17 protein-coding genes and 1 pseudogene are annotated in these 24,105 nt (G+C 70.8%); 6 read left to right on the top strand and 12 right to left on the bottom strand.

Annotation, left to right across the window (positions count from 1 at the left end):
* Positions 1-39: 39 nt before the first annotated feature.
* Positions 40-807, bottom strand: coding sequence for a (2Fe-2S)-binding protein (locus HEP85_RS33670; protein ID WP_248002176.1), 768 nt, complete (start codon positions 805-807; stop codon positions 40-42).
* Between the two features lie 210 nt (positions 808-1,017).
* Here HEP85_RS33670 and HEP85_RS33665 point away from each other — a divergent pair, with 210 nt between their 5' ends.
* Positions 1,018-2,238, top strand: a complete 1,221-nt coding sequence (locus HEP85_RS33665) for a DMT family transporter (RefSeq protein WP_168531306.1) — start codon at positions 1,018-1,020, stop codon at positions 2,236-2,238.
* Here HEP85_RS33665 and HEP85_RS33660 read toward each other — a convergent pair.
* Positions 2,228-3,448, bottom strand: coding sequence for a transglycosylase family protein (locus HEP85_RS33660; RefSeq protein WP_369657953.1), 1,221 nt, complete (start codon positions 3,446-3,448; stop codon positions 2,228-2,230). The genes HEP85_RS33665 and HEP85_RS33660 overlap by 11 nt on opposite strands.
* A gap of 374 nt (positions 3,449-3,822) precedes the next feature.
* Between HEP85_RS33660 and gndA the strand changes: the two genes are divergently transcribed.
* Positions 3,823-5,262, top strand: coding sequence for an NADP-dependent phosphogluconate dehydrogenase (gndA, locus tag HEP85_RS33655; protein ID WP_168531305.1), 1,440 nt, complete (start codon positions 3,823-3,825; stop codon positions 5,260-5,262).
* 539 nt (positions 5,263-5,801) lie between these two features.
* Here the strand turns inward: gndA and HEP85_RS33650 are convergent.
* The 3 genes and pseudogenes from HEP85_RS33650 to panD all read right to left on the bottom strand — a co-directional run.
* Positions 5,802-6,425: pseudogene (locus HEP85_RS33650) on the bottom strand (arylsulfatase); the annotation flags it as partial.
* Positions 6,426-6,478: 53 nt separating this feature from the next.
* Positions 6,479-6,823, bottom strand: coding sequence for a GNAT family N-acetyltransferase (locus tag HEP85_RS33645; protein ID WP_168531304.1), 345 nt, complete (start codon positions 6,821-6,823; stop codon positions 6,479-6,481).
* Positions 6,824-6,948: 125 nt separating this feature from the next.
* A complete protein-coding gene (gene panD, locus HEP85_RS33640) occupies positions 6,949-7,368 on the bottom strand; it encodes an aspartate 1-decarboxylase (protein WP_168531303.1) in 420 nt (139 codons plus the stop codon).
* 824 nt (positions 7,369-8,192) lie between these two features.
* Here panD and HEP85_RS33635 point away from each other — a divergent pair.
* Positions 8,193-10,301, top strand: coding sequence for an FUSC family protein (locus tag HEP85_RS33635; protein ID WP_168531302.1), 2,109 nt, complete (start codon positions 8,193-8,195; stop codon positions 10,299-10,301).
* Positions 10,302-10,822: 521 nt separating this feature from the next.
* Here HEP85_RS33635 and HEP85_RS33630 read toward each other — a convergent pair.
* From HEP85_RS33630 to HEP85_RS33620, 3 genes are all read right to left on the bottom strand, one after another.
* Positions 10,823-12,781: a glycoside hydrolase family 15 protein gene (locus HEP85_RS33630; RefSeq protein ID WP_168531301.1), complete on the bottom strand. Its 1,959-nt coding sequence runs from the start codon at positions 12,779-12,781 to the stop codon at positions 10,823-10,825.
* A 400-nt stretch (positions 12,782-13,181) separates the two neighbouring features.
* Positions 13,182-13,865, bottom strand: coding sequence for an NAD(P)H-binding protein (locus tag HEP85_RS33625; RefSeq protein ID WP_168531300.1), 684 nt, complete (start codon positions 13,863-13,865; stop codon positions 13,182-13,184).
* 154 nt (positions 13,866-14,019) lie between these two features.
* Positions 14,020-15,063 (bottom strand): zinc-dependent alcohol dehydrogenase family protein, encoded by a 1,044-nt coding sequence (locus HEP85_RS33620; protein WP_168531299.1) that lies wholly within the window; start codon positions 15,061-15,063, stop codon positions 14,020-14,022.
* A 113-nt stretch (positions 15,064-15,176) separates the two neighbouring features.
* Between HEP85_RS33620 and HEP85_RS33615 the strand changes: the two genes are divergently transcribed.
* Entirely contained in the window at positions 15,177-16,103 is a 927-nt protein-coding gene (locus HEP85_RS33615; protein WP_168531298.1) for a LysR family transcriptional regulator, read from the top strand.
* A 333-nt stretch (positions 16,104-16,436) separates the two neighbouring features.
* Positions 16,437-16,862 (top strand): hypothetical protein, encoded by a 426-nt coding sequence (locus HEP85_RS33610; RefSeq protein ID WP_168531297.1) that lies wholly within the window; start codon positions 16,437-16,439, stop codon positions 16,860-16,862.
* 91 nt (positions 16,863-16,953) lie between these two features.
* On the opposite strand, the gene HEP85_RS33605 is transcribed toward HEP85_RS33610, so the two are convergent.
* On the bottom strand, positions 16,954-17,610 hold the full coding sequence (locus HEP85_RS33605) for a TetR/AcrR family transcriptional regulator (RefSeq protein ID WP_168531296.1): 657 nt from the start codon (positions 17,608-17,610) through the stop codon (positions 16,954-16,956).
* A gap of 107 nt (positions 17,611-17,717) precedes the next feature.
* Between HEP85_RS33605 and HEP85_RS33600 the strand changes: the two genes are divergently transcribed.
* Positions 17,718-18,452 (top strand): SDR family NAD(P)-dependent oxidoreductase, encoded by a 735-nt coding sequence (locus HEP85_RS33600; protein WP_168531295.1) that lies wholly within the window; start codon positions 17,718-17,720, stop codon positions 18,450-18,452.
* A 382-nt stretch (positions 18,453-18,834) separates the two neighbouring features.
* Here HEP85_RS33600 and HEP85_RS33595 read toward each other — a convergent pair whose 3' ends face one another.
* The 3 genes from HEP85_RS33595 to HEP85_RS33585 are packed head-to-tail and all read right to left on the bottom strand — an operon-like array spanning position 18,835 to position 23,883.
* On the bottom strand, positions 18,835-21,585 hold the full coding sequence (locus HEP85_RS33595) for an alkaline phosphatase family protein (RefSeq protein ID WP_168531294.1): 2,751 nt from the start codon (positions 21,583-21,585) through the stop codon (positions 18,835-18,837).
* A gap of 4 nt (positions 21,586-21,589) precedes the next feature.
* Positions 21,590-22,945: an ABC transporter permease gene (locus HEP85_RS33590; RefSeq protein WP_168531293.1), complete on the bottom strand. Its 1,356-nt coding sequence runs from the start codon at positions 22,943-22,945 to the stop codon at positions 21,590-21,592.
* The gene (locus tag HEP85_RS33585) at positions 22,942-23,883 is read right to left on the bottom strand and encodes an ABC transporter ATP-binding protein (RefSeq protein ID WP_168531292.1); all 942 of its coding nucleotides are present in this window, start codon (positions 23,881-23,883) and stop codon (positions 22,942-22,944) included. The genes HEP85_RS33590 and HEP85_RS33585 overlap by 4 nt, the downstream gene beginning before the upstream one ends.
* Positions 23,884-24,105: the final 222 nt, after the last annotated feature.

Below are 24,105 nucleotides of genomic sequence, written 5' to 3'. Positions count from 1 at the left end.
TGGTCACCCACAAGGAGCGCGCGCGGAAGACCACGGCCCTCAGGAACGGGGCGTCGTTCCCCGGCGGCCCCCGGTGCGGTCCGGCGGCCGGTCGAAGCAGCAGTCGCCGCAGAGGCCGCCGCCGGGCAGGCGGTAGTAGAGACAGCAGCTGCGGCGGCGGAGCGTGCGGGGGTCGAGGGTGCCGGCCAGACCGGGCCCCTGAAGGAGGCCGACGGCCAGGGTGCGGGCCCGGTCGGCCACGTCCGTGCGGCCGTGGGTCCGGGCCCAGCGGTCCACCTGGCGCCAGGCGCCCGCCAGCGCCGAGGCCGCGTTCCCCCGCAGCAGGCCCCGCGAGACGCGGTACCGGGACCGCAGGGCGGTCTCCAGCGGGCCGAGATGGCCGTCGCCCACGACCGTCCCGATCGCGGTCACGGGCAGGGCGCGCACCTCGGACAGCCACAGGTCGTCCGGAGCGCTGCCGTCCGGGTCCCAGCGCAGCAGTTCCGGATCGAGGTCGGGCAGGTGCCCGTAGACCGCCGCGGCGCCCAGCGCGATCGACCAGAGGCGGGCCGCCAGCCCCAGCTGCGCCACCGACGCCGCGACGCGGGGCTCAGGGGCCCGCAGACCCTCCGCGACCTTCCGGACACGGAAAATTATCGGATCTCCGTAAACCTCTCCGGGATGATCGACTTCCGGCGCCGCGTACGTCCGGGCGAGGGTCGGCAACGGCCCGCGCGGCGGCACGCCGGTGCGTAGTACGGAGAAGCCGCCGAGCGCGTCGAGCGCCGCGAGATCGGGGTCGAGGTCCACGAAAACCAGTAGTACCAAGCCCCCTAGGGGATTTCACCGGCGGGCCTCCCCCTCGTGTCGCCCACCCAGGGGAGGACACGGCGCGTGTCGTACTCCATCGGCAGTAGTACGCATTGCCTGCTCAGGTACGACGACGTGAAGGGCCGAACGAGGGATCGTAGTCACCATGAAGGCCGACCGTTCGCCGCGCCGGGCACCGCGCCCACGCCGCACGCAGAGGAGGGACACATGAGCGCGCTCGCGCTGTCCGTCCTGCTCTCGTTCGTCTCCGCCGTCGCGTACGCGGGCGGCGCCATCGTGCAGGAACAGGTCGCGCTGACCTCTCCCGAGCAGACGTACGCCCCGCTGCGCCGTCCCGGCTGGTGGGCGGCCGTCGCCCTGACCGGCCTCGGCGGTGTGCTGCACGTGGTGGCGCTCGCCTACGGGCCGCTGAGCCTGGTGCAGCCGCTGGGCGCGCTGACCATCGTTTTCGCCCTGCCCATGGCGGCGGTCTTCGTCGGCCGCCGGGCCGGGGCGACCGCCTGGCGCGGCGCGATCATGGCCACGGTGGGTCTCGCGGTGCTGCTCGCGCTGGTCGGCTCGGCCGACGCGCAGTCCCTGAGCACCACCCAGCGCACGGTGCTGGCCGTGGTGGCCGGCGGCGCGGTGGTGGCGTTCATGGTCGCGGGCCGCGCCGCGCACCGGCACCCGGCCGTGCGCAGTGTGCTGCTCGCGGTGGGATCGGGCACGGCCTTCAGCATGTCCTCGGTGTTCACCAAGACGGTCGCGGTCGACTGGGAGCACCGGGTCTCGCTCTCCGACCTGCCGAGCCTCGCGCTCATCGGTGTCTTCGCGACGGCCGGGATGCTGCTGTCGCAGGCCTCCTACCGCGGCGGCGGCCTCGCCGCGCCGCTGGCCACGCTGACGGTCGTGAACCCCGTCGTCGCCGCCGCCGTCGGCATCACGATGTTCGGTGAGACGTTCCGCTACGGCGAGACGGGCACCGTGCTCGCGCTGGCCTGCGGGGTCGTCGCCGCGGGCGGTCTGATCCTCCTCACGACGGAGCAGATCGGCAGTACCCGGCGTCCCGCCGAGGACGCCCCGGACGAGTACGCGGAGTCCGCGGCGGGGCCGGACGACACGGCCGCCGCCGTCCTCGCGACGCCGGACCCCGTCATCGCGACGCCGGACCCCGTCGAGGAGCTGCTGCTGCTCGCCGTCCTTCCCGACCAGCCCGTCCCCCCGGCCCGCGCGGGCGACGTCGGGCGCGAGAACGGGATCGCCGGGGTGGGGCACGGTGGGGAAGCCCGCGTGCCCCGCATACCGGCGGCGGTGACGGCGCCGTCCCCGGAGAGCGCGTCACCGCGGGACGCGCCGTCCGGGGGTGTGGCTGGTTTTGGCCCTCTGTACGCGCCGTACCTACCGACGACGCCGCTCCCGAAGCCCCAGCGCACCCGCGTCAGATCCTGACGCCGCCCGCCCGCAGGTACGCCAGCGGGTCGACGTCGGTACCGAAGCCGGGCCCGGTCCGCACCTCGAAGTGCAGATGCGGGCCCGTGCTGTTGCCCGTGGACCCGGACCGGCCGATGCGCTGCCCCTCCCCCACGCTCTGGCCGTCCTTCACGGAGATCGCCGACAGGTGGGCGTACTGCGTGTAGCGGCCGTCGGCGTGCCGGATGACCACCTGGTAGCCGAACGAGCCGCCCCAGCCCGCGCTGACGACATGGCCCGCGGCGACCGCCTTCACCGAGGTGCCGGTGGGCACCGGGAAGTCGACGCCCGTGTGGTAGCCCTTCGACCAGGACGCGCCGGCGGCGTGGTACTGCGTCCCCGTCGCGGCGTTCACGGGGGCGACCAGCGTGTGCCGCTTGGTGGAGTGGTCCGGGGTGGTCTTGTGCGGGGTGGTCTTGTGCGGCGTCGTCTTGTGCGGAGTGGTCTTGTGCGGAGTGGTCTTGTGATCCGCGGGCTGCTTCGCCGGTGCGCTCGGCGTGTGCACGGGGGCCTGGGCCTTGCCGTGCAGGTCAAGGCGCTGACCGGGGAGGATCAGGTCGGGGTCGGAGCCGACGGTCGCCCGGTTCGTGTCGTACAGCCGCTGCCATCCGCCCTCGACGTGCCGGGAGCCGGCGATGCCGGAGAGCGTGTCGCCGTGGACGACGGTGTACATCTCGGCCGTGCCCGCGTGCGACTGGGGCGTGGTCTGCGGCTTCACGTCACGGACGGAACGCTTGACCGTCTGCGGCGAGGTGCTCGCGGTGGCCGGCCGCGAGGAGCCGCCGGACGGGTCGACGGCGGGCGTGCCGCCGCCGCGGCTGAGGCCCGCGCGTACCGAGCAGACCGGCCAGGCCCCGGGCCCCTGGCCCTTGAGCACCTTCTCGGCGATGGCGATCTGCTGGTCCTTGGTGGCCTGATCCGCGCGGTGGGCGTAGACCGTGCCGCCGTACGCCTCCCAGGTGGACTGGGTGAACTGCAGCCCCCCGTAGTAGCCGTTGCCCGTGTTGATGCTCCAGTTGTCGCCGGACTCGCAGGCGGCGACCTTGTTCCAGGTGTCCACGTCGGCCGCGTGCGCCACGCCGGTGGCGATGAGCGGGAGAGCCATTCCGGCACCGCCCGCCGTGACGGTGAGTGAGGCGCGGTTGATCCTGTTCGGCTGATACCGGCGGTGCCGGCCGCGTACGGCCATGTGGGAGCCCCCTCGACATGCGTCAGGAGCGGCAAAAGTAAACGCTGCGAACAGGCCAGGACAAGACGGCAATCGGCCGTGCTGCGCCGGGGGTTGGCCGGGTGGCCGGCGGCCCGCGCCCGCCCTCCCCGCGGAGAGCGCCACTCGCGGCAGAGCGGCGTGCGCGGCGATCCGAAACACCGGGTGATATCTCTCGTGTGGAGATCGCCCCCGCCTCACCGCGTCGACGGCTGAGGTACCCGGGGGTTGTTCTGCGTACACATCCTCGACGCGTCAGGATGGCCGGAGGCGATGATGGCCAAGGCGATACTGACGAGCACGACCGGCACTACCGAATACAGGACCTCTTACAGGACCTTTTAGGAGCCAACCGTATGAGCACTTCAGCCCAGATCGGCGTCACGGGTCTCGCGGTCATGGGGCGCAACCTCGCCCGCAACTTCGCACGCAACGGCTACACGGTCGCCGTGCACAACCGCACCGTGGCCAAGACGAACGCGCTGGTGGAGGAGTTCGGTCACGAGGGCAGCTTCGTGGCCGCGGAGACGGCGAAGGAGTTCGTGGCGGCGCTGGAGCGGCCGCGGCGCCTGGTGATCATGGTGAAGGCCGGCGAGCCGACCGACGCGGTGATCCAGGAGTTCGCCCCGCTCCTCGAGCCCGGCGACATGATCATCGACGGTGGGAACGCGCACTTCGCCGACACCCGGCGCCGGGAACGCGAACTGCGCGGACAGGGCATCCACTTCGTCGGCACCGGTGTCTCCGGTGGCGAGGAGGGCGCGCTGAACGGGCCGAGCATCATGCCCGGCGGCTCGCCCGAGTCGTACGAGTCGCTCGGCCCCATGCTGGAGAAGATCTCCGCGAAGGCCGAGGACGGCGCCCCGTGCGTGACGCACGTCGGCCCCGACGGCGCCGGACACTTCGTCAAGATGGTCCACAACGGCATCGAGTACGCCGACATGCAGCTGATCGGCGAGGCCTACCAGCTGCTGCGCGATGTCGCCGGGTACTCCCCCGCGCAGATCGCCGACATCTTCCGCACCTGGAACACCGGCCGGCTCGACTCGTACCTGATCGAGATCACGGCGGAGGTCCTGTCGCACGTGGACGCGGCGACGGGCAAGCCGTTCGTGGACGTGGTCGAGGACCGCGCCGAGCAGAAGGGCACGGGCCGCTGGACCGTGCAGATCGCGCTCGACCTGGGAGTCCCGGTCTCCGGTATCGCGGAGGCGGTCTTCGCGCGCTCGCTGTCCGGGCACGCCGATCTGCGGGCTGCCTCGCGCGGCCTCGCGGGCCCCACGGCGCAGCAGCTCGACGAGGTCGACGCGGCGGCCTTCGCGGACCGGGTGGAGCAGGCTCTGTACGCCTCGAAGATCGTGTCGTACACACAGGGCTTCCACGAGATCACCGCGGGCAGCGACGAGTACGACTGGAACATCGACCTCGGCGCGGTCGCCTCCATCTGGCGTGGCGGCTGCATCATCCGGGCGGCGTTCCTGGACCGTATCCGTGCCGCGTACGACGCCCGGCCGGACCTGCCGAGCCTGCTGTCCGACGACACGTTCGCCCAGGAGATCGCGGCGGCCCAGGACGACTGGCGCGAGGTCGTGGTGGCCGCCACCCGCCAAGGCGTGCCGACGCCCGGATTCTCCGCGGCCCTGGCCTACTACGACGCGCTGCGCGCCGAGCGGCTGCCCGCCGCGCTGACCCAGGGACAGCGCGACTTCTTCGGGGCGCACACCTACCGGCGTACGGACCGGGAGGGCTCGTTCCACACGCTGTGGGGCGACGACCGGTCGGAGGTCGACGCGTAGGCGTCCGCACCGCAGGACCGAGGCCGTCACCTCCCCGACCTCGGGGGTGTGACGGCCTCGTCGTCGTACGGATCGCGGGGTGTCTTCGTCTCACCCCGCCGGATTCCCGTTCGCCGGATCACCGTCCGCCGGATCACCGTCCGCCTGGCTGCTCACGAGAGGGGTGGTCCCGGTTCGGGCTGCGGTACCGGCTCGGGTCCGGGCGGCACCGGTCCGGGTCCCGGCGGCGGAGGAGCGGGGGACGGCGGCGGAGTGGGTTCCGGGGTGGGACGGGGACCCGGGTCCGGCGTCGGTTCGGGGAAGGGGTTCGGGTCCGGGAAGGGCCGCGGGTGGTCGGGCCCCGGCCCGGGGTGGGACCGGGCTTCACCGGTTCGGGGTGCGGATGCGTCATCGTGTCCTCCAGCCAGTCGGTACGTCCCTGTCGGTACGTCGGCTCTGGACTTGTCCCACGCGTACCCGGCCCCCGCGCGCCCACTCACCCCATCGCGAGGGAAGCGGACCGGTTGGTTCTGCGCGCGGACCGGTCGGGTCCGTGCGAGCCGTGCCGCGTCCGCCCCGGCCGCGAGTCCCGGGCGGGGACTCGACAGGACCGGAACCGCGGTCGTGACCAACCGCTGGGCCGGCGCCATGGACGCCTGGGCGAGGACGATCACATCGGCGCCGGTGACCGAGTCCGCGGTCGCCGCGACCGCGGCGGCGAAGCCGTCCCGGTCGCCCGCCTCGAAGCGGGCCCACGCGCCGTCGGCCCGCAGGGTGCGGACCGTCACGGGCCGGCCGGCGGCGCGGGCCTCGTCCCCGACGAGGGCGACCGTCGGCGCCAGGGTGCTCTCCAGCGCCGCCACCACCGTGACACGCGGGCCGATGGCCACCGCGGCGGCGGCCATCGGGCGGTCCACCCGCAGCACGGGCACACCGGCCTCCGCCCGCTCGGCGATGCCGCCGATGGTCGAGCACGTGCACAGCACGGCGCCCGCCCCGTCCGCGACGGCCCGGCCGAGCGCCACCCGCACCCCGCCCACGACCGCGGCCGGGCCCTCGATCCGGGCCCGGGCCAACAGCTCCTCGTCCACCGTGTGCCGCAGTTCCAGGTCGGGATGGTCCTCGTCGCGGAGCGCGTCGAACACGGGAACGTGCACGGGCGAGGTGTGCAGCAGGGCGAGCACACCGCCCGGGACCGGCCTCCGAGGCGCCAGCGGCCTCCGAGGCGCCTGAGACATCAGAAGCGTCCGGGATGCGCCTGGAGCCACTCCATCGCCGCGTCCAGCAGCTCCGGGTCGGCCGCCGGGGCCTCCTCGGGGTGACGCGCCGCCCACTTCACGACGTACGGGCACAGCGGCGCGACCACGACGCCCTCGCGTGCGGCGATGGTGTACAACTCACGGGCGAGGGAGCCCGCGATGCCCTTTCCCTCGTGCGCGGGCTCCACGATGGTGTGCACGGGGACGAGGGCGCGTGCGGGGGCTTCGAGGACGAAGTACTCGATGTGGCCCACCACCTCGTCCCCGGCGAGGGCCTCCAGACGGCCGGCCGCCCGGTCGTCACGGATCACGATGTCGCTCATGGGTACTCCTCGAGTCCTGGTTACTCAGTTCCTGGTTACTCAGGTCCTGGTTCCTCGGCCCCGGCCCGCGGATCCGCCGGTTCGGCGGACGGCCTCGGACGCCCCCGGACTGTCTCGGCCGGGGCTCAGGCGGTGACCGCCTGGGGGCTGCGTTCCTGGTCCGAGCCCGGCACCGGCTCGGACGGATCGGCCCCCAGGGCCACGATCCGGTTGTCGCGGTCCACGTGCACGACCCGCGGCCGCAGTGCCCGCGCCTCGGCGTCGGAGACCTGAGCGTAACTGATGATGATCACCAGATCACCGGGATGGACGAGATGGGCCGCCGCACCGTTGATCCCGACCACCCCGGAACCGCGCTCACCCTCGATGACGTACGTCTCCAGGCGCGCGCCGTTGGTGACGTCGACGATGTGGACGAGCTCGCCGGGCAGCAGATCCGCGGCGTCGAGCAGATCGGCGTCGATGGTCACGGACCCGACGTAGTGCAGGTCGGCCTGGGTGACCGTGGCACGGTGGATCTTGGACTTGAACAGAGTACGCAGCACTTTGGACTCCTGGAAGACGGCTCCCTGCCTGCTTGTCGCAGGTCAAGGGCGGTCTTCACTGTACATCGGCACGCGTCGGAGTCGATGATCGTGAGGAACATCGCTTCGCGCTGACGAGAAGGCTCCCCACCTGCGCTTCCGTATGAACCAGGTTGTTATACCGCCGCCGACCAACCACCCGTTCGAACACCGGTCTCGGAATGCGCGAGGACTGATACTGATCAGATACTGACTTACCTGACGATAAGTCAGGTAGATGCCACCTCGAGCACTGGGCCATCCTCGTCACCGGACCCGGAAATCGTTCAACCCACCCCGTCGACCGGAGGCTTCGCCCGCCTTTGATCAGGTGGCAGCTGGATTGGTTCGCAACGGGCCGTGCTTGAGCGGCGCGCGGCCCCCGGGGACGGTGCCGGAAGGGGCGCCCGGCACCGTCCCTTTGTCAGGTGCGCGTCCGGTCAGCGCGAGTCGGCAGGGCACGTGAGGCCCTTGTCGTGGCCACCCTACGGAGAGTCGTGCAGCCGAAGTACGGAAAGGCGTGCTCCCGCGACTGCACGATCTTCAATCGGAGCCGGTGTCGGAATCGGCGACGAGTTCGGTGAGGGGTGCAGGAGCGTGATGAGCAGGACGCGCTCGGCCGGCGTGAACGCCTCGTAGGCGCGGGCCTGGCGCATTCCGGAGCCGGGCCCCGGAGCTGTTCGGACGAACGCACGTGACCGCCGGTCTCACGACCCTGAGTGGCGCCCTCCAGGGGCGAGTGGCAGCCACGCCGGAGCTGGCAGAGGATGAGAGCGCTGCTCCCGCGCCGCCAAGGAGGCCCGGACATGCACTGGTGGTCCTCGCTGGTCACGATCAGCCGGGACGGGCTGCGCATTCAACGGGCATTCGCCGCCCCGTCGGCGATCGCACGGGCCGTACTGTCCGTGCTGCTCGCCACGGTCCTCGGCCTGGTGCTGGACGACCCGGTGGCCGGGGCCATGGCCAGCGTCGGTGCGTTCATCTGCGGCATCGGTACGCTGCTGAGCCCGCTGCGGCACCCTGTGGTGAACGCGCTCGGGATGGCCGCGGCCTTCAGCGCCATGGCGGTGCTGGGGGCCCTGGTGCACGGCACCACCTGGCTGTTCCTGCTGGTGCTCGCGGTCGCAGCGTTCGCCACCGGACTGTGGCGGACGATGGGCATCGCGCCCGGCATCCGGGGTTGCCTCGCGGTCATCGGGCTGATGATCACGGCTGATCTCGCTCCCGACGTACATGGCGGCCTGGTGATCGCCGGCTGGATCGCGGTCGGGACCGGACTCGTCGTGGTGGTGCAACTGCTCCCCCCGTACGGTCCGCGGTTCGCCGCCCAGCGCCGCGCCCTTGCAGTTCTGTACCAGTCGCTCGCCGAGGCTTCGGTCGCGGCCGGCTCCGCCGGCCTGGGCGGGGCCGCTCCGTTCACGGCGGCCCGGCAGGCCCTGGACCTGCTGCCTCAGTTGAGCCGACCGGCGGCGGCGGCCATGTTCGGACTGCTGGGAGAGGCCGAGCGCATCCGCCGCGCGCTGCACACGGTGCGGCTGACGGTAGCGGCGGCCGGGAACCAGGAGGCACTGGCCGCTGCGGCGCACGTGCTGGGCGACATCTCCCGTACGGTGGCCTCCGGCCGCGAGCACCGCACCCCCGAGGAAGCTTGGACCCTCCTGGAGTCCTGGACGGCCGTCTCGCCCGCGCGCGGCCCGCGCGATCTGGCCGCACGGCTACGGACGGCCGAGCAGCTGGCCCGACGCTCGACCGACGACCGCCTGGGCGATGTACTGGAACCCCACACCGAGGTGCCGGGCCTGTACGCGGGCACCCCCTCCGTAGCACGCACCGCCCGGCGGTTCCGGGCGCAGCTGCACCCCCAATCACCGATCTTCCGCCATGCGGTGCGGCTCGCAGTGGGCGTGGTGCTCGCCGAGGTCATCGGCCGGTCGATCGGCGGGTGGGGCGGGCTGGGCATCTCCACGCACGGCTTCTGGGTGGCCCTGACCACCATGCTGGTGCTCTTCCCCGAGTACGGTCATACCCTCGCCCGCGGCTGGGGACGTGCGGCCGGGGCCGTGCTGGGCGGCCTGTTCGCCTGGGTTCTGTCCCTGCCGAACTGGACGCCCGTCGGCCTCGCGGTCGTGGCGGTAGTGCTGGCCGCTGCGTCGTTCGTGACCCTGCGGACTGGGCAGTTGATGCTCAATCTATGGCTGACCACCTGGATCGTCTTCCTCATCCACCACGTCGGCGGGCTACCCGGGCCCACAGCGTGGGCGCGCGCCGCCGACACGGTGGTCGGCGCCGCGATCGCCGTGTTCATCTTCCTGGTCTGGCCGACCTGGTCCACCCAGCGGGTGCCGGGCCTGCTCGCGGAGTGGCTGCGGGTGCAGGACCGGCTGCTGCCAGAGCTGCTGACCGGCTACGCCGACGTCGGGGCGACCGACCCGGCAGCCGTCGACGCGCTGCGGGCGCGGTCACGGCAGGTCAGGGAGCACCTGGAGGCCGCGGTGGAGCAGTCGCACGCCGAGCCGGCAGAGCACCGCGGCCCCTGGTCGAGTGTGCAGCTGGAGCAGATCAGGACTCAGGTGTCCACGGTTGCCGGATGCGCCACCCTGCTGGGCGAACACCTGCCGCGTACTCCTCAGGACACCGTGCCGGAGCTGACCGAACTGGTCGATCCGCTGCACGAACACCTCACGGCCCTGGCCCGCGCCTCCGCCGGAGCCGAGACAGTGGCCCCGGGGGCATTGCGGTCGGTCTTCGACTCCTTCACCGCCCGCTCCGGCTTGCTGGCCGAGACACCCGACGGCTTCGGCAGCGCCACGACCAGCCGCGCCGTCCTCCTGAGCATCGCAACCGTCGACGCCGTGGAGGCCCTGACCGCCACCATCGCCTCCCGCCACCGCCGCGGTCGCCACGCGGCAGCCTGAAACTCCGCAAAGTCGCTGTCCGCCCTGACCGTGGGGTCCCTGCCGGGGGGTGACGGGCGAAGCCGGGTAGGCCCTGGGGATCGACGCCAGTGCAGGGCGGCGCGACGCGTTCCGGATCCCTACCCCGACCTGACCATCAAGCCGGTTACCTGTCGAGTTGCGCGCACGCGCCAGGTCGCGCAACAGCAGCTCCGTGCCGATCGCCCCAGTCGGAATGGCCGACCCTTGCGTTCACCAGGCTGCCAGTGTCGTCAGCGGTCGGGCGAGGGCGTCGAGGGTGCAGTCACCTGGCAACGGCAACCGTAGATCGGCAATCTCGGTCAGCAGGATCCAACCACCGCGCAGCGATGCCGCAACAGGCTGGTCGGCCGTGGCCGAAGCCTTCTCAGTGGCGTGTTGACGGGCTTGCCCATGGTCATCGCGCACCCTGTAGCCGTGCCGGCATCACGACCGCCTTGCCGTCACCGGTGGACGCGGCCTGCTACCGCAGGTGGCGGACCGATGGGGAAAGGGTGGCGCGCTCACCTGCGGATGACGTGGTCCGACGGATACGGGGTGGCCGGCGTGACAGGTGGACCTCCGGCCGCTGCCGCCATCGGTTGCGCGTAGAGAAAGGGAACCGGAACCGCAGAGGTGGGAGGGAAGCCCGGCCTGGCGGCGTCGAGATGGGCATCCAGGCTAAGCGCGGCGGTGACAAGGGCGAGGTGGGTCAATGCTTGTGGGAAGTTGCCGAGTTGCTCGCCGGTCAGCCCGATCTCCTCGGAGTACAGGCCGAGATGGTTGGCGTAGGTGAGCATCTTCTCGAAGACGAGTCGCCCTTCGCGCAGATGGCCGGCGCGAGCGAGGGCTTCGACGTACCAGAAAGTGCACGCCGAGAAGGTGCCCTCGAAACCGAGCAGTCCGTCGGGAGAGGCAGAGGGGTCGTACCGGTATACGAGGCCGTCGGACACGAGATCGTTCCTGATCGCGTCCAAGGTCGAGAGCCACCGCGGATCCTGCGGGGGGATGAACCCTACCGCAGGCATCCGCAAAAGCGCGGAATCCAGGACGTCGCTGCCCAGGTACTGCGTGAACGCTGCACGCTCCGGGCTCCACCCTCGCCGCAGGATCTGCCAGTAGATGGCGTCGCGTTCCTTCGTCCAGCGCTGCACCTCGGCGGGGCGGCCGCTCCGGGCGGCCATGCGTATGGCCCGATCCAGCGCGGTCCAGCTCATGAGTCGTCCATAGGTGAAGTCCTTGTCACCGCCCCGCGTTTCCCAAATACCGGCTTCGGGACGGTCCCAGTTCTCGCACACCCAGTCCACCGTGTTGATCAGCGTCTGCCAGATCCGGCAGGTTGTCGGCAGACCCTGCTGGTCGGCGAAATGGAGGCACTCCAGTGCCGATCCGTAGATGTCGAGCTGCAACTGGTCAGCGGCAGCGTTGCCCACCCGCACCGGAGCGGAGTGCCGGTAGCCCTCCCAGTGGCCCAGGGTCTGCTCTGCCAGGTCGGAGGAGCCGTCGACGCGGTACATGACCTTCAGAGGGTGTTCGCCAGGACCGGTGTATTCCTGAATGCGGTCGCCCAGCCACTCGGTGAACGCCACGGCCTCCTCGGTGAATCCCAGCCCGAGCAGCGCATGAAGGGACAAGGAGGCATCACGTACCCACGCGTAGCGGTAGTCCCAGTTGCGCTCGCCTCCGACCTGTTCCGGCAGACTGGTGGTCGGAGCCGCGACCATGGCCCCGGACGGGGCGTACGTCATGAGTTTGAGCGTCATGGCGGAGCGGTTGACCGTCTCCCGCCACCGTCCGGTGTAGCGCGAACGCGCCAGCCAGTTGTGCCAGAAGGCGATGGTGTCCTCCAGTAGCTGCTCGCATTCCCGCGGCGAAACGATGCGTGGCGGACCGTCAGCGAACGTCTCCAGCACCAGGCCGCGGGTCATACCAGCTCGTAGCCTTACAGTCATGCACACGCCATCTGACCGAATCCTGCGGTCGCTCACGGACTCAACGTCAGGTGTGTCCACCACATGGACGGTCACATCCGTATCTCGGCTGGCAAAATGCCAGCCGCCCATATGCGAGGTGACCTCATATGGTTGCTGCGCGTAGTCGAACCGAGGGGCGATCTCGATGTCGAACGAGATCTCGCCGCGTGTGCACCGCAGCATGCGGACCAGCCGGTGATTGCTTGTCGGATTACGTGGAGAAGCAGGCGGCATGAAATCCACGACCGATCCGACACCTTGCTCGGTCATGAATCTGGTGAGCAGCACACAGGTGTCCGGGTAGTAGAGCTGCTTGGTCGCACATGTCGGCGCCTGGGGAGCAATCGTCCAGTGACCGCCGTTCGCACCGTCGAGCAGTGCTCCAAAGATACTCGGCGAGTCGAATCGCGGGCTGCAGAACCAGTCGATCGTTCCCTCGGTGGAGACCAGCGCGGCCGTCTGCAGGTCACCGATGAGTCCGTGGTCGTCGATCAGCGGATATTCGTTCATGGGGCCTCTTCCCATCCCGCCTGGCGTGAGCGGTGACGTCGCTGCTACCGCCGTGCCCCTCGCGGACACACCTTGCGCCCCCACCTCCAGACTGCCCGGCCTGCCGCGGGTTCGCATTACTCCTCGGGTAGCTCCTGGGGAGGTGAGGTACGCGCAGGGTGGTGGGCTGACCGACGCCGAGAGGGCCGCGCGGGAGCGGATCGGGTTACAGGCTGTCGTCCACTTCGAGGCCGGGCGGTCCCGGCTCAGCGAAACGCAGATCGCCAGGCTGGAGCGTGGCACGCTGGTCCACAACCGGGCGGACCGGCGGTGGACGCCGGCGCGGATCAAGACGTTGATCGGCCGACTGTGGCTCTGTTCGCCGAACGTTCGGCGGGGTCGTTCGTCGCGGAGGTGTTGTCTACCGGGGTCCGGGCTCGCCTGTGCGGGCGCTCGCGGCGTGGGAGACCGCTTCGGTCACCGGAACGGATCCTTCGGCGAGTTCGAGGACGAGTCCCGCGGTGGCGGGAGTGTCGAGGAGAGCGGCCAGGACCTGTGCGACGTCGTCACGGGTGACCTCCCCGACGCTTCGCTCCGCGGTGAGGCACACCCCGCCCGTGCCGGGTCCGTCGGTGAGGGCCGCGGGACGCAGGACGGTCCAGTCGAGGTCCTGGGCCATGAGGTACTCGTCGGCGACGGTCTTGGCCTGGATGTAGGCGGCCCAGACCTCATCGGCATGGGCCGGGGGCGGGCTGCCGGCGCCCCGGGTGGAGACCATCACATACCGTCGGACCCCGGCGCGCAGGGCTGCTTCGGCGAGGAGGACGGCGGCCTGGTTGTCGACGGTGTGCTTACGCGACGCGCCGCTGCCCGGCCCGGCGCCGGCGGCGAAGACCACGGCGTCCGCCCCCGACACGACCGGGACGACGTCGTCGCACGACGCCGTCTCGAGGTCGCGGACGACGGGCTCGACGCCGTCCGCCAGCAGGTCACCGCTGTGGTCCGGGTTACGGATGATCCCGGCGACGCTGTCTCCCCGGGCGGCGAGCAGTCGGCCCAGACGCCGCGCGATCTGGCCGTGGCCACCGGCGATCACGATCTTCATGAAGCTCTCCTCGGTACGAACTCGGTGCAGTACGAACTCGGTGCAGAAGGGGTGCGAACCGGGCCGTGGACCCGCACCGCGTCGGTGGACGTGTCGAGGCGACTCGCTCACGGGCCGGTGGACAACGCTCTCGTACCGGCCCGTGGGGACGGCCTCAGAACGCGATGCGGACCTTAAGGGCCGAGCGGTCGTCCATCGCCCGGTAGCCGTCCGGTACGCCGTCCAGGCCGATGGTGCGGTCGAAGACGAGGCCGGGGTCGATGGCACCGCTGAGCACGTCCGGAAGCAGCTCGGGTATGTAGGCGCGGGCGGGGGCGACGCCGCCGGCGAGAGTGATGTTGCGGTCGAACATCTGGCTGATGTCGATACCGGCGGAGCCGCCGTGCGGCACTCCCACGTAGCCGACAGCGCCGCCGTCGCGGGCGATGGAGATCGCGGTACGCATCGATTCCTCGGTGCCGACGGCCTCCAGGACGGCCTGCGCGCCCTGACCGCCGGTCAGCTCCTTGACCGCCTCGACAGCGGCCTCGCCCCGGTCCGCGACGACGTCGGTGGCGCCGAACCTGCGGGCGATGTCCGTGCGGACCTGGTGGCGGCCGAGCGCGATGATCCGGCCGGCGCCGAGCCGGTGTGCGGCGAGGACGCCGCACAGTCCGACCGCGCCGTCGCCGACCACGGCCACCGTGCTGCCCGGACGGACCCGGGCGGAGAGAGCGGCGTGGTGCCCGGTGCTCATCACGTCGGAGAGCGCCAGCATGCCGGGCAGCAGCTTCTCGTCGCCTGCGGCCTCCTTCGGCAACTGGACGAGCGTGCCGTCGGCGTAGGGTACGCGGACCGCCTCGCCCTGACCGCCGTCGGACCCGACCTCGCCCCAGAATCCGCCGTGCGGGCAGGAGGTCTGCAGGCCTTCGCGGCAGAAGTCGCACGTCCCGTCGGACCAGACGAACGGCGCCACCACGAAGTCGCCGGGCCGCACGCCGGAGACCTCGGAGCCGACCTCCTCGACGATCCCGAGGAACTCGTGCCCGATCCGCTGCCCCGCGACGCGGGAGGCCACACCGCGGTAGGCCCAGAGGTCGCTGCCGCAGATGCAGGCGTTGACCACGCGGACCACGGCGTCGGCGGGGTGCTCGATCCGGGGATCGGGGACCTCGTCGATGCGGATGTCGTTCGGGCCGTGGATCACGGTGGCGCGCACGGTCGGGCTCCTGACGTGGGTGCAAGTCACGGACTGGCTGTGTCGCCAGCGTCGCCTCCGGAGCCTGCCCGCGTCCAGCTACATCGTCTACAGAAGGCATTTAAGATGAACTAATGCTCGATGTTCGACGGCTCGTTCTCCTGCGCGATCTGGCCGCGCACGGCACCGTGACCGCCGTGGCCGAATTGCACGGTGTCACGCCCTCCGCCGTCTCCCAGCAGCTACGGCTCCTGGAGGAGGAGACCCGCACCCGGCTGCTGGAACGCACCGGCCGCTCCGTCCGTCTCACGGCGGCCGGGCACCGGCTGGCCGAGGACACCGAGGGCGTGCTGGCCGCTCTCGAACAAGCCCGAAGCCGCCTGCACGACACCGAGGATCCGGCCGGGCCCGTCCATCTTGCCTGCTTCCCCAGCGCTCTTGTGCCGCTGGCGGCCCCGTTCGGCGACGCCCTGGAGAAGGCCCACCCCGTCCTGAGCCTGCACATCACGGAGGCCGAGCCCGAGAACGCCGTGCGTCTGCTCGTACAGCGCCGGGTCGATCTCGCTCTGGTCTACCGCTACACCAATCTCGCCACCCCCGCGTACCCCGGCGTCGAGACCCGCCATCTGCGGACCGATCCGCTGGTCGCCGTCCTGCGAGGCGATCACCCGGCGGCGCGTCCGGAGGGAGATCCGATCGACCTGCGGGAGCTCGCGGACAGGCCCTGGATCACCGCACCCGCGCAAACGGCGTGCGGGGACGCCGTCCTCCAGTCGTGCCGGTCGGCCGGATTCACGCCCGATGTGCGGCACACCTGCACCGACTTCTCCGCGATGATCGCCCTCGCCGCGAGCGGGGGCCACCCGGTCCTCATCCCCCGCCTGGCCACGGCCCGTCTCCCCACGACGCTGACCGTCAGACCCGTGACGGACGAGACGCTGGCGCGCACGATCGAGGTCGCCGTCCGCCACGCCACGGCGCAGGAACCCGCGATCGCCGTCTGCCTCGACCTGTTGCGCGACCTCGGCTCCGGCAGCGCGGCGGACGCGGGGGCACTGTGACCCCGGTGGTGGGTCAGCCGCCGCGGGCCGGGCGCGGCGCGGTACGACGCCGCCCTCGCCACGGTCGACGACTGACGGCCACCAGCCGTCCCGGCTCCGGAGTTGAGCCGTCCCGACTCCGGCGCTGACGGGTGATGCCTGTGATCACACCCACGTCACGCTGCCGGCGCCGGTGAATCCGGCGTTCGCCGCCCCTGACACCCGCCGTCACCGCGGCCTTCGCCGGGTGGGACCTCTCGGCGCTCCGCACCTCGACTCCCCCGGACCCGGCTGGACGCCACTCCGTCCACGGCGTTGACTGTAGGCACATGCCGTAGACATCCGGAGAGTGCCATGTTTGTCATCATTGGCCTCATCATCCTTGTTGTCGCAGTGGTCGTGGGCGTGGCCGGTGTGCTCGGCAACGCCGGCGGCGGGCACACCCTCGCCTCCGACGGCTTCACCGTTTTCGGCTACCACGTCACCGGTTCCACAGGCACGCTCTTCCTGTCCGGCATCGTGGTCGGGGCCGCCGCCATGATCGGGCTGAGCCTGCTGCTGACCGGATACCGCCGCACCGCGCGTCGCGCCCGCACCGCGCGCCGCGGCCTCGATGAGTCCCGGCGCAGGACGGCGGCCATCAGCAAGGACCGCGACGACCTGATCACCCGGAGCGAGACCGACGGGGCCCGGAGCGACCAGCCCCGCAGCGACGCCGGTCAGGGCAACGGGCACCACCACCGATGGCACCCGTTCGGGCACCGCCCGGTCCACCGATAACGCATCCGCTTGCGCACCACACCGCCGCGGAGCGGTAGGGGTTCCTGCCAGGGGCGGCAGGACGACAGAGCGACACGGAGCCAGTGGCCGGTCAGGGCTTGGCCGGCGCGTCCGTCCTGACGCGTGCGATGTGGTCGAGCATCGCGTCGAGGGCCACCTCCAACGGCCGGACCTCACGCTGGATCTGCGTCAGCAGCAGCCCTCCCTGCAGGGCCGCGAGGGTGGCGAGGGCGAGGTCGTCGGGGTCGGCGTCGAGTTCCCCCCGCGCGTGCATGGCCGTCAGGCCTTCACGGATCGCGGACTCCCAGCGCAGGAAGCCCGAGGCGACGGCCAGCCGGGCTTCCGGGTTGCTCTCGGCGACCTCGCTGCCCAGCGTGCCGATCGGGCATCCGCCACGGCACTGCAGACGGCGCTGGTAGTTCACCAGGGAGTCACGCCATCCGCGCAGACCGGCCATGGTGTCCAGGCGGGCGAAGTGCGGTTCCTGCAGTTCCAGAACCGCCGCTGTCTGGAACTCGATGACGGCCAGGAGGAGCGCCTGCTTGTCCGCGAAGTAGTGGTAGATCTGCGAGCCGCTCACGCCGGCCGCGGCCCGTACGTCCTCCAGCGTCGCCTCGGTGAGGCCGCGCTCGTACATCAGCTGGGCGGCGGCGGCGACGATCCGTTGGCGGGTCGCCCGGCCCTTGGGGGTCAGGGACCTCTCGGGGGCGTTCTGCCGGTTCGGCGCCGTCCGGTTCTGAGTCGTCATGGCTCCACCATAGAAGATTCTGGAGTGGACAACCCATTTTTTGCTGAGCAATCTGGGACGCACAACCCACTCCGGTCCCGCGACCGGATTCCTGGAAGGTGCAGCACATGGAACTCACCGGCAAAGTCGCCTTGATCACCGGCTCCACCGGGGGTATCGGCAGCGAGGCCGCCCGCCTGATCGCAGCCTCGGGGGCCCACGTGGTCGTCTCCGGCCGTAATCCGGAGCGCGGTGCGGCCACGGTCAGGGCGATCACCGAAACCGGCGGCAGCGCGCGGTTCGTCCCGGCCGAACTCACGGACCTCGCCTCGCTGCGCCGGCTCGCCGCGGAAGCCGGCGATGTCGACATCCTGGTCAACAACGCCGCGCTGTTTCCCGGTGGGCCGACCACGTCGCAGGACGTGGAGGCCTTCGACGCCGCCCTGGCCGCCAACATCCGGGCCCCCTACTTCCTGACCGCCGCGCTGGCGCCGGGCATGGTGGCCCGGGGCTCCGGCAGCATCATCAACGTGAGCACGATGGCCGCGCGCATCGGCATGGCCGGGCTGTCCGTCTACTCCGCGACCAAGGCCGCGCTGGAGTCCCTCACGCGCACCTGGGCGGCCGAGTTCAGCCCGGCCGGAGTCCGCGTCAACACGGTGGCTCCCGGCCCCACTCGCACCGACATGGTGATGGACACCATGGGAGAGGAAGGAGCCCAGCAGATCGCCAAGACGACCCTGCTCGGCCGCCTGGCGACCCCGCGGGAGATCGCCGAGGTCATCCACTTCCTCGCGACCGAACGCGCCGGCTACCTCACCGGCGCCACGATCGCGGCGGACGCCGGCCGCACGGCGGTCTAGGCACCCACGCGGGGCCACGCGAGACGGCGGTCCGGGCCACACTGCTCGTGCGCGCCCTCACGTATCGTCTGGAGCGCGTCCACAAGCTCCCAACTCCTCACCCCGGGAGGCTTGTTGATCGCGGAGACGGTGCGGGGCGCGGATGCCGACGAACGTGTCGACGTCCGCATCGTCCATGGCGCATCGTCCGTGGCGTGCGCCGACGACGGTAGGAGCGGCGCCGGCGCACACGGCTGGGGCCCGCCGCGAGGAGAAGCCGAACCACAGCCGCGAGGCCGGTCGGCGCCGAGCCCGCAGGGGTGCCCCCCCCAGGCGCGGACGGAAGGGGCTCCTGGCCGGCGACCGTGCCGGCCAGGAGCCCCTTCACTGGTTACGCCCAGGGTCAGCCGTCGGATTCGGACGACGGGATGTAGGCGCCGGGCACGTCCTTGGGCGCGAAGATCTTCTTCTCGCCGGGGTACGGCTGCTTCCAGTTGTGGGTCTGGTACCAGGTGAGGTGGTTCATCTGTGCGGGGTTGGCGTAGTCGGGCACGGCATGGGGTCCGGTCAGCCGCTGCTGCGACTTCCAGGTGTCCCACTGCGACGCGAGCGGCCGCATGTCGGCCGGGACCTTCGTCGTCGGCACGGCCGCCGCCTCGGGGTTCTGCGGCGCGGGGGTGTCCGTGCCGCAGGCCGGCGGGGTCGCCAGGCCGTCGGTCAGCGAGGTGCGGTTGGCCAGGGCGTCGAAGGGCGCGAGGTTCGCCTTCTTGGTGAACGCCCCGCTCATCGGGGTGGCCGCGCTGTCCTTCTGGTTCATCGGGTGGATCCCGAGGATCTGCTCGATGGTGCGGATCATCGTGATCTGCGAGTAGTAGTGGCTGTCGACGACGCCGTGCCGGGCGTAGGGGCTGATGATCTGGACCGGGGCACGGTGGCCGTCGACGTGGTCGAGGCCGGCCTGGGAGTCGTCCTCGACGACGAAGATCGCGGAGTCCTTCCAGTACTTGCTGTGCGAGATCTCGTCGACCATCCTGCCGACCGCGAGGTCGTTGTCCGCCACCTGGGCGGCCGGGCTCGCCGGACCACCCGTGTGGTCACTGGAGAGCCAGAACATGTTCAGGTTCGCCGGCCCGTTCTTCTCGAAGTCCTGCTTCCAGATCTCCTCCCGGTAGACGTCCGGGACGCTGGTGTCGAACTTCGGGAAGGCGGGAACCGACACGCTGTTGAGCGAGGGGATCGGTGACGAGGAGACCAGGGAGTACGCGGACTGCTGCCCCGTCGCGTTCATGTTCTTGGAGTCGCAGTACAGGTTCTGCCAGGTCGAACCGGTCGGCTTGGTCAGGAACTGGTGGAACTCACCGAAGTCGCGGACCGACTTGTCCGCCGCCTGGGCGCCGGTCCAGAGGAAGCCGGACTTCTGGTGGCCGAGAGCGTCGTCCTCGGTGTCGTAGCTGCGCAGGTACTCGCCGGCCGAGGACTCGGTGTACTCGGGATTGTCGGCCTGCATCAGCCAGTTGTGCCCCTCGGCGGAGTTCGTGCCGATGTCGTACGTGTTGTCGTACAGCCCGAACTGCTCCGCGAGCGCGTGCTGGTTCGGTGTCACGTTCTCGCCGAACTGCGTCAGTGAGGGGCTGCCGTTGCCCTGCGGGATGTCACCGAGGACCTGGTCGTAGGTCCGGTTCTCCTTGACGATCATGAAGACGTGCTTGATCGTCGAGGGGTCGCCGAGCTTCGCCGGGACGGGTACCGGCTTCGCCTTGCTCCTGCCCTTGGCGAGCTTGACCGAGTCGCCGGTCCAGCCGTTCTGCTTGAAGACCTTGCCCGTCTCGGACTTGATGACCCGGTCGCCGGGCAGCGTGAAACGGGTCAGGCTCGACGTGGTGTCGTGGGTGCCGTGCCCGGCGCTGGTGGTGGTTCGACGGGCGTCGATGCCACGGGTGTTGGAGACCACGACCTGGTTGCCGGCCGTGGCGATCTCCGCGGGGAAGTAGTCCGTCGGAAGCAGTCCGACGAAGCTGACCGGCTCCTGCGGGCTCGTGTACCGGTAGACGGCGACCGCGTTCGCGCGACCGAGCGTCACCAGCAGATGGCCGTCGTCGGTGAGCGTCACCGCGTCGGGCTCGTAGCCCACCGACGCCTCCGGCCACGGCTGCGTGGCGATGGTCTGCACGACTTTGTCGTTGGCGGTCCTGATGACCGACACGTCGTTGGTGGCGGTGTTGGTGACGAACAGCGCCCCCTTCTTCGCGTACATCGCGGTCGGATGCAGACCGACGTTGATGCTCGTGACGGCGGCGTCCGGCTTCTTCAGGTCGATGACACTGACCGTGCCGGTGGTCGTGGCACCGGTCACCGGGTCGGCCGGCACCTGCGTGTTGTAGGAGTTGATGGTGGTCTCGCCGGGCCTCGCCGGGCGGCCGCCCTCGTTGCTGACGTAGAGCTTCCCTCCGACCTGGACCATGTCTCGCGGGGCGTTGCCCACGGTCCAGCTCCGCTGGACGACACCGGTCGCCGCGTCGAGGGCGACGACGCGGTTCTGTCCGTTGACCGCGGAGTACACGGTGGCCCCGTCGGGGGAGAACACCGCCTCGCCCACCAGTGCGTGCCTGGGTCCGTCCGCCGGGATCGGGATGTTGACCGGGCCCGCGACGCTGCCGTCCGGGTTCACACTGAATCTGGTGTATCCGTCGGTCCGGCCCAGCCACAACTGCTTGCCGTCGGGCGAGTAGGTGGGGCCTTCCTGGCCCACGTCGTTGCCGCTGATGCGCGGAACCGACGACGCGGCGCTGCTGACGAGCTGCTGCACCTTCCAGCTCTTGAGGTCCACGATCGACAGCGCCGCACCACCGTCGGTGACCGAGGCCGCGAGATGGGTGCCGTCCGGGCTGACCGACGACGACATGATCTTGCCGTTGCCGATGACAAGACGGTCGCCGTACGGAGCGATGTACTGGTCGCTGGAGACGACCTGACCGTTATGAGTGGTCTGGCCGACCTGTTCGGTGCCGAACTGCCGTGTCTGGGCGAGAGCGGTACCGGCGGCGGCGACAGCGAGGGCGGTGATACCGGCCGTCACCAGTGGTATCCGGCCGACGCGTCTGCTGAGAAGGCCCGGACGGCCATTCCCGGCCCGCCTGCGGCGTGTTACCTGCATGGAGTCATCCCTTCGTGGAGCCCAGCAGTTCGACGTTGCCGTCGAACTGCCAGAGCGGGTTCGGTGCGTCCCCGACCGGGGTGCGCACCAGGAAGAAGCCGTTCACCTCCTTCGGCCCGTCGCCGTCGGCGACGAACCGCCCGTCCGGGGTGACGTCGAGCTGGTAGATGGCCGTGCCGGTGGCCACGACGTCGGGAAGATGCCAGGACACGACACAGCGCCAGTCGTTTCCCGCTCCTTGCGCACCGTCCGTGACGCTGCCCTTCGTGCACGCCGCACTGGCCTTCAGCTGCGCCTCGGTGACGGCGGGGCGGTTGAGCTCCTCGGTCTGCCTGCGGTAGAGATGGGCGAACGCCACGGCTACCGAGTCCTGCACCTTTGTCCGCTCGATTCCAGAGCCCATGGCCCCGGTCGTCCCGGCGACGACCCCGACCGTCAGGGCGAGCAGCGCGGCGAGCGGCAGTACTCCGGCGACGAGTGCGCGGCGCGGCGACCCGTCGTCGGTGAGATTGGTGAAGTCCCGTCGCAGGAACAGCAGACAGGCCAGTCCCGTCGCGGCCACGGCCCACACCAGACTGACCACGATGCCGATCAGGAGCGGGTCCAGCTGCGCCGTACTGGTGAACAGGCCGTTCCAGGAGATGAAGGCGTACCCGGGCAGGGCGAGGCGCACGGCGACGGGCAACGGCAGCATCTGGGCGAGCTGCATGGCGAGCGCGACGAGCGCCGGCAGCAGCAGTCCCATCGGGGAGCGCCCCAGCGTGACGGACCCGAGCAGTCCGATCGCCGCGAGGGCGAGCGTGGGGGCGAGTGCGCAGGCCCAGGCGAGGAAGACCTTCCCGGCGGCGTCGCCCGCCGACAGCAGGTGACCGTCGAGGCCGACCAGCGGCTGGTTCCCGACCGCTGCCACCCCGCCCACCGCACTGGAACAGACCAGTCCGGCCACGAGCGACAGGATGACGGAGAGGCTGGCCAGGGCCTTCGCCGCGAAGATCCGCCGGGGCGAGCGGACCGCCACCAGCAGGTGACGCCATGTGCCGAGGCGGTCCTCGGAGGCGAACACGTCACCGGCTACCAGTGAGGTCAGCAGCGGGAGCGCCCAGGTGCCCGCGAATCCGAGGACCACCAGCGGTCCGGCCCACCCTGTGGCGTGCATCCAGCGGCCGAAGAGCGTGTCCACGGGGAGCGAGTCCTGCTGACTCACCGCGGCGACGAAGAGCGCCGGCGCGATCCAGCAGGCGAGGATCACGAGGCGGATCCGCCACTGCGAGAGGAGCTTGACCAGCTCGAAGCGGTAAGCGCGTGCCACCGACACCCTCGGGGTGCCGACCGTGACGTTCTCGGTGATGGTCGCGGTCATCGGGCCGCCTCCTGCTGCTCGGTGAGGGCGAGGAACGCGGCCTCCAGCGGGGACACCACGGGGGCGAACTCGCGCAACGCGATGCCCGCGTGCACGAGCCGCACCACCAGGTCGTCCAGGGCAGGTACCAGCCCCCGCACGACGAGGGACTCCGCATCACGCCACGCCCCGGCGGGGCCGACGACCTGGATCCCGGCTGTACCGGTGGCCAGCCGACGGGCGGCCTGCGGATCGGAGGTGAGCACCCGGTAGTCGAGTGCACCGTTCTCGGCTGCCAGCTTGCCCAGCGGGCCGGAGAAGACCACCCGCCCGGTCGCGAGGATGGTGACCTCGGAACACAGGGCCTCGAGATCGTCCATACGGTGACTCGAGAGCACCACGCTGGTTCCCTCCGCGGCAAGCCGCGCGAGGACACCGTGGACGTGCTTCTTGCCGGCTGGATCGAGACCGTTGGAGGGCTCGTCCAGCACGAGAAGCCGCGGCTTGGTGAGCAGAGCCGCGGCGAGCCCCAGCCTCTGACGCATCCCCAGGGAGAAGCCCCGGGCCCGGTCGTCGGCGACGTCCGTGAGCCCGACCTGATCGAGCACCTCGTCGATCCCCGCCGTCCGCGCCTCGCGGCCACGGAGAGCCGCCAGCGCGGCGAGGTTCTGCCGGGCGGTCAACGAGGGATAGAGGCCCGGCCCGTCCACGAAGCCGGCGACACCCTCGGGAGCCGCGAGCGCACGCCCGACCGGTGTACCCAGGACCTCGAGACGGCCGCCCTCGGCGACGGCCAGACCCAGCAGGAGACCGAGCAGGGTCGTCTTGCCCGCGCCGTTCGGTCCGACCAAGCCGTGGATCTGGCCCCGCGTCACCTCCAGATCGATGCCGTCGAGTGCGACGACGTCGCCGAAGGACTTGGTGATCCCGCGCGCCCGGACTGCGGGGAGAGTGTCCATGAGGCCCTTCCTTCGAAGCTCTCAAGGACCCTAGGTGTGGCGTACATCGAAGTCAGGGACGGCGAGTTGAACGGTCGCGGAACGGAAGACGACCCTCATCCGCCACCCCGGCGTCCTCCTTCCGTTTGTTCCGTGCGTACCGTCAATTTCACGGTTCACAGCGGAAACTGACGTTCTGTCGGGCCGAAAGCCACTGTCCTGTCCGTAAATCGATCGTTTTCC

Source organism: Streptomyces sp. RPA4-2 (assembly GCF_012273515.2).
Lineage (GTDB): Bacteria > Actinomycetota > Actinomycetes > Streptomycetales > Streptomycetaceae > Streptomyces > Streptomyces kaempferi.
This window is presented reverse-complemented; position numbering and strand designations above follow the sequence as displayed.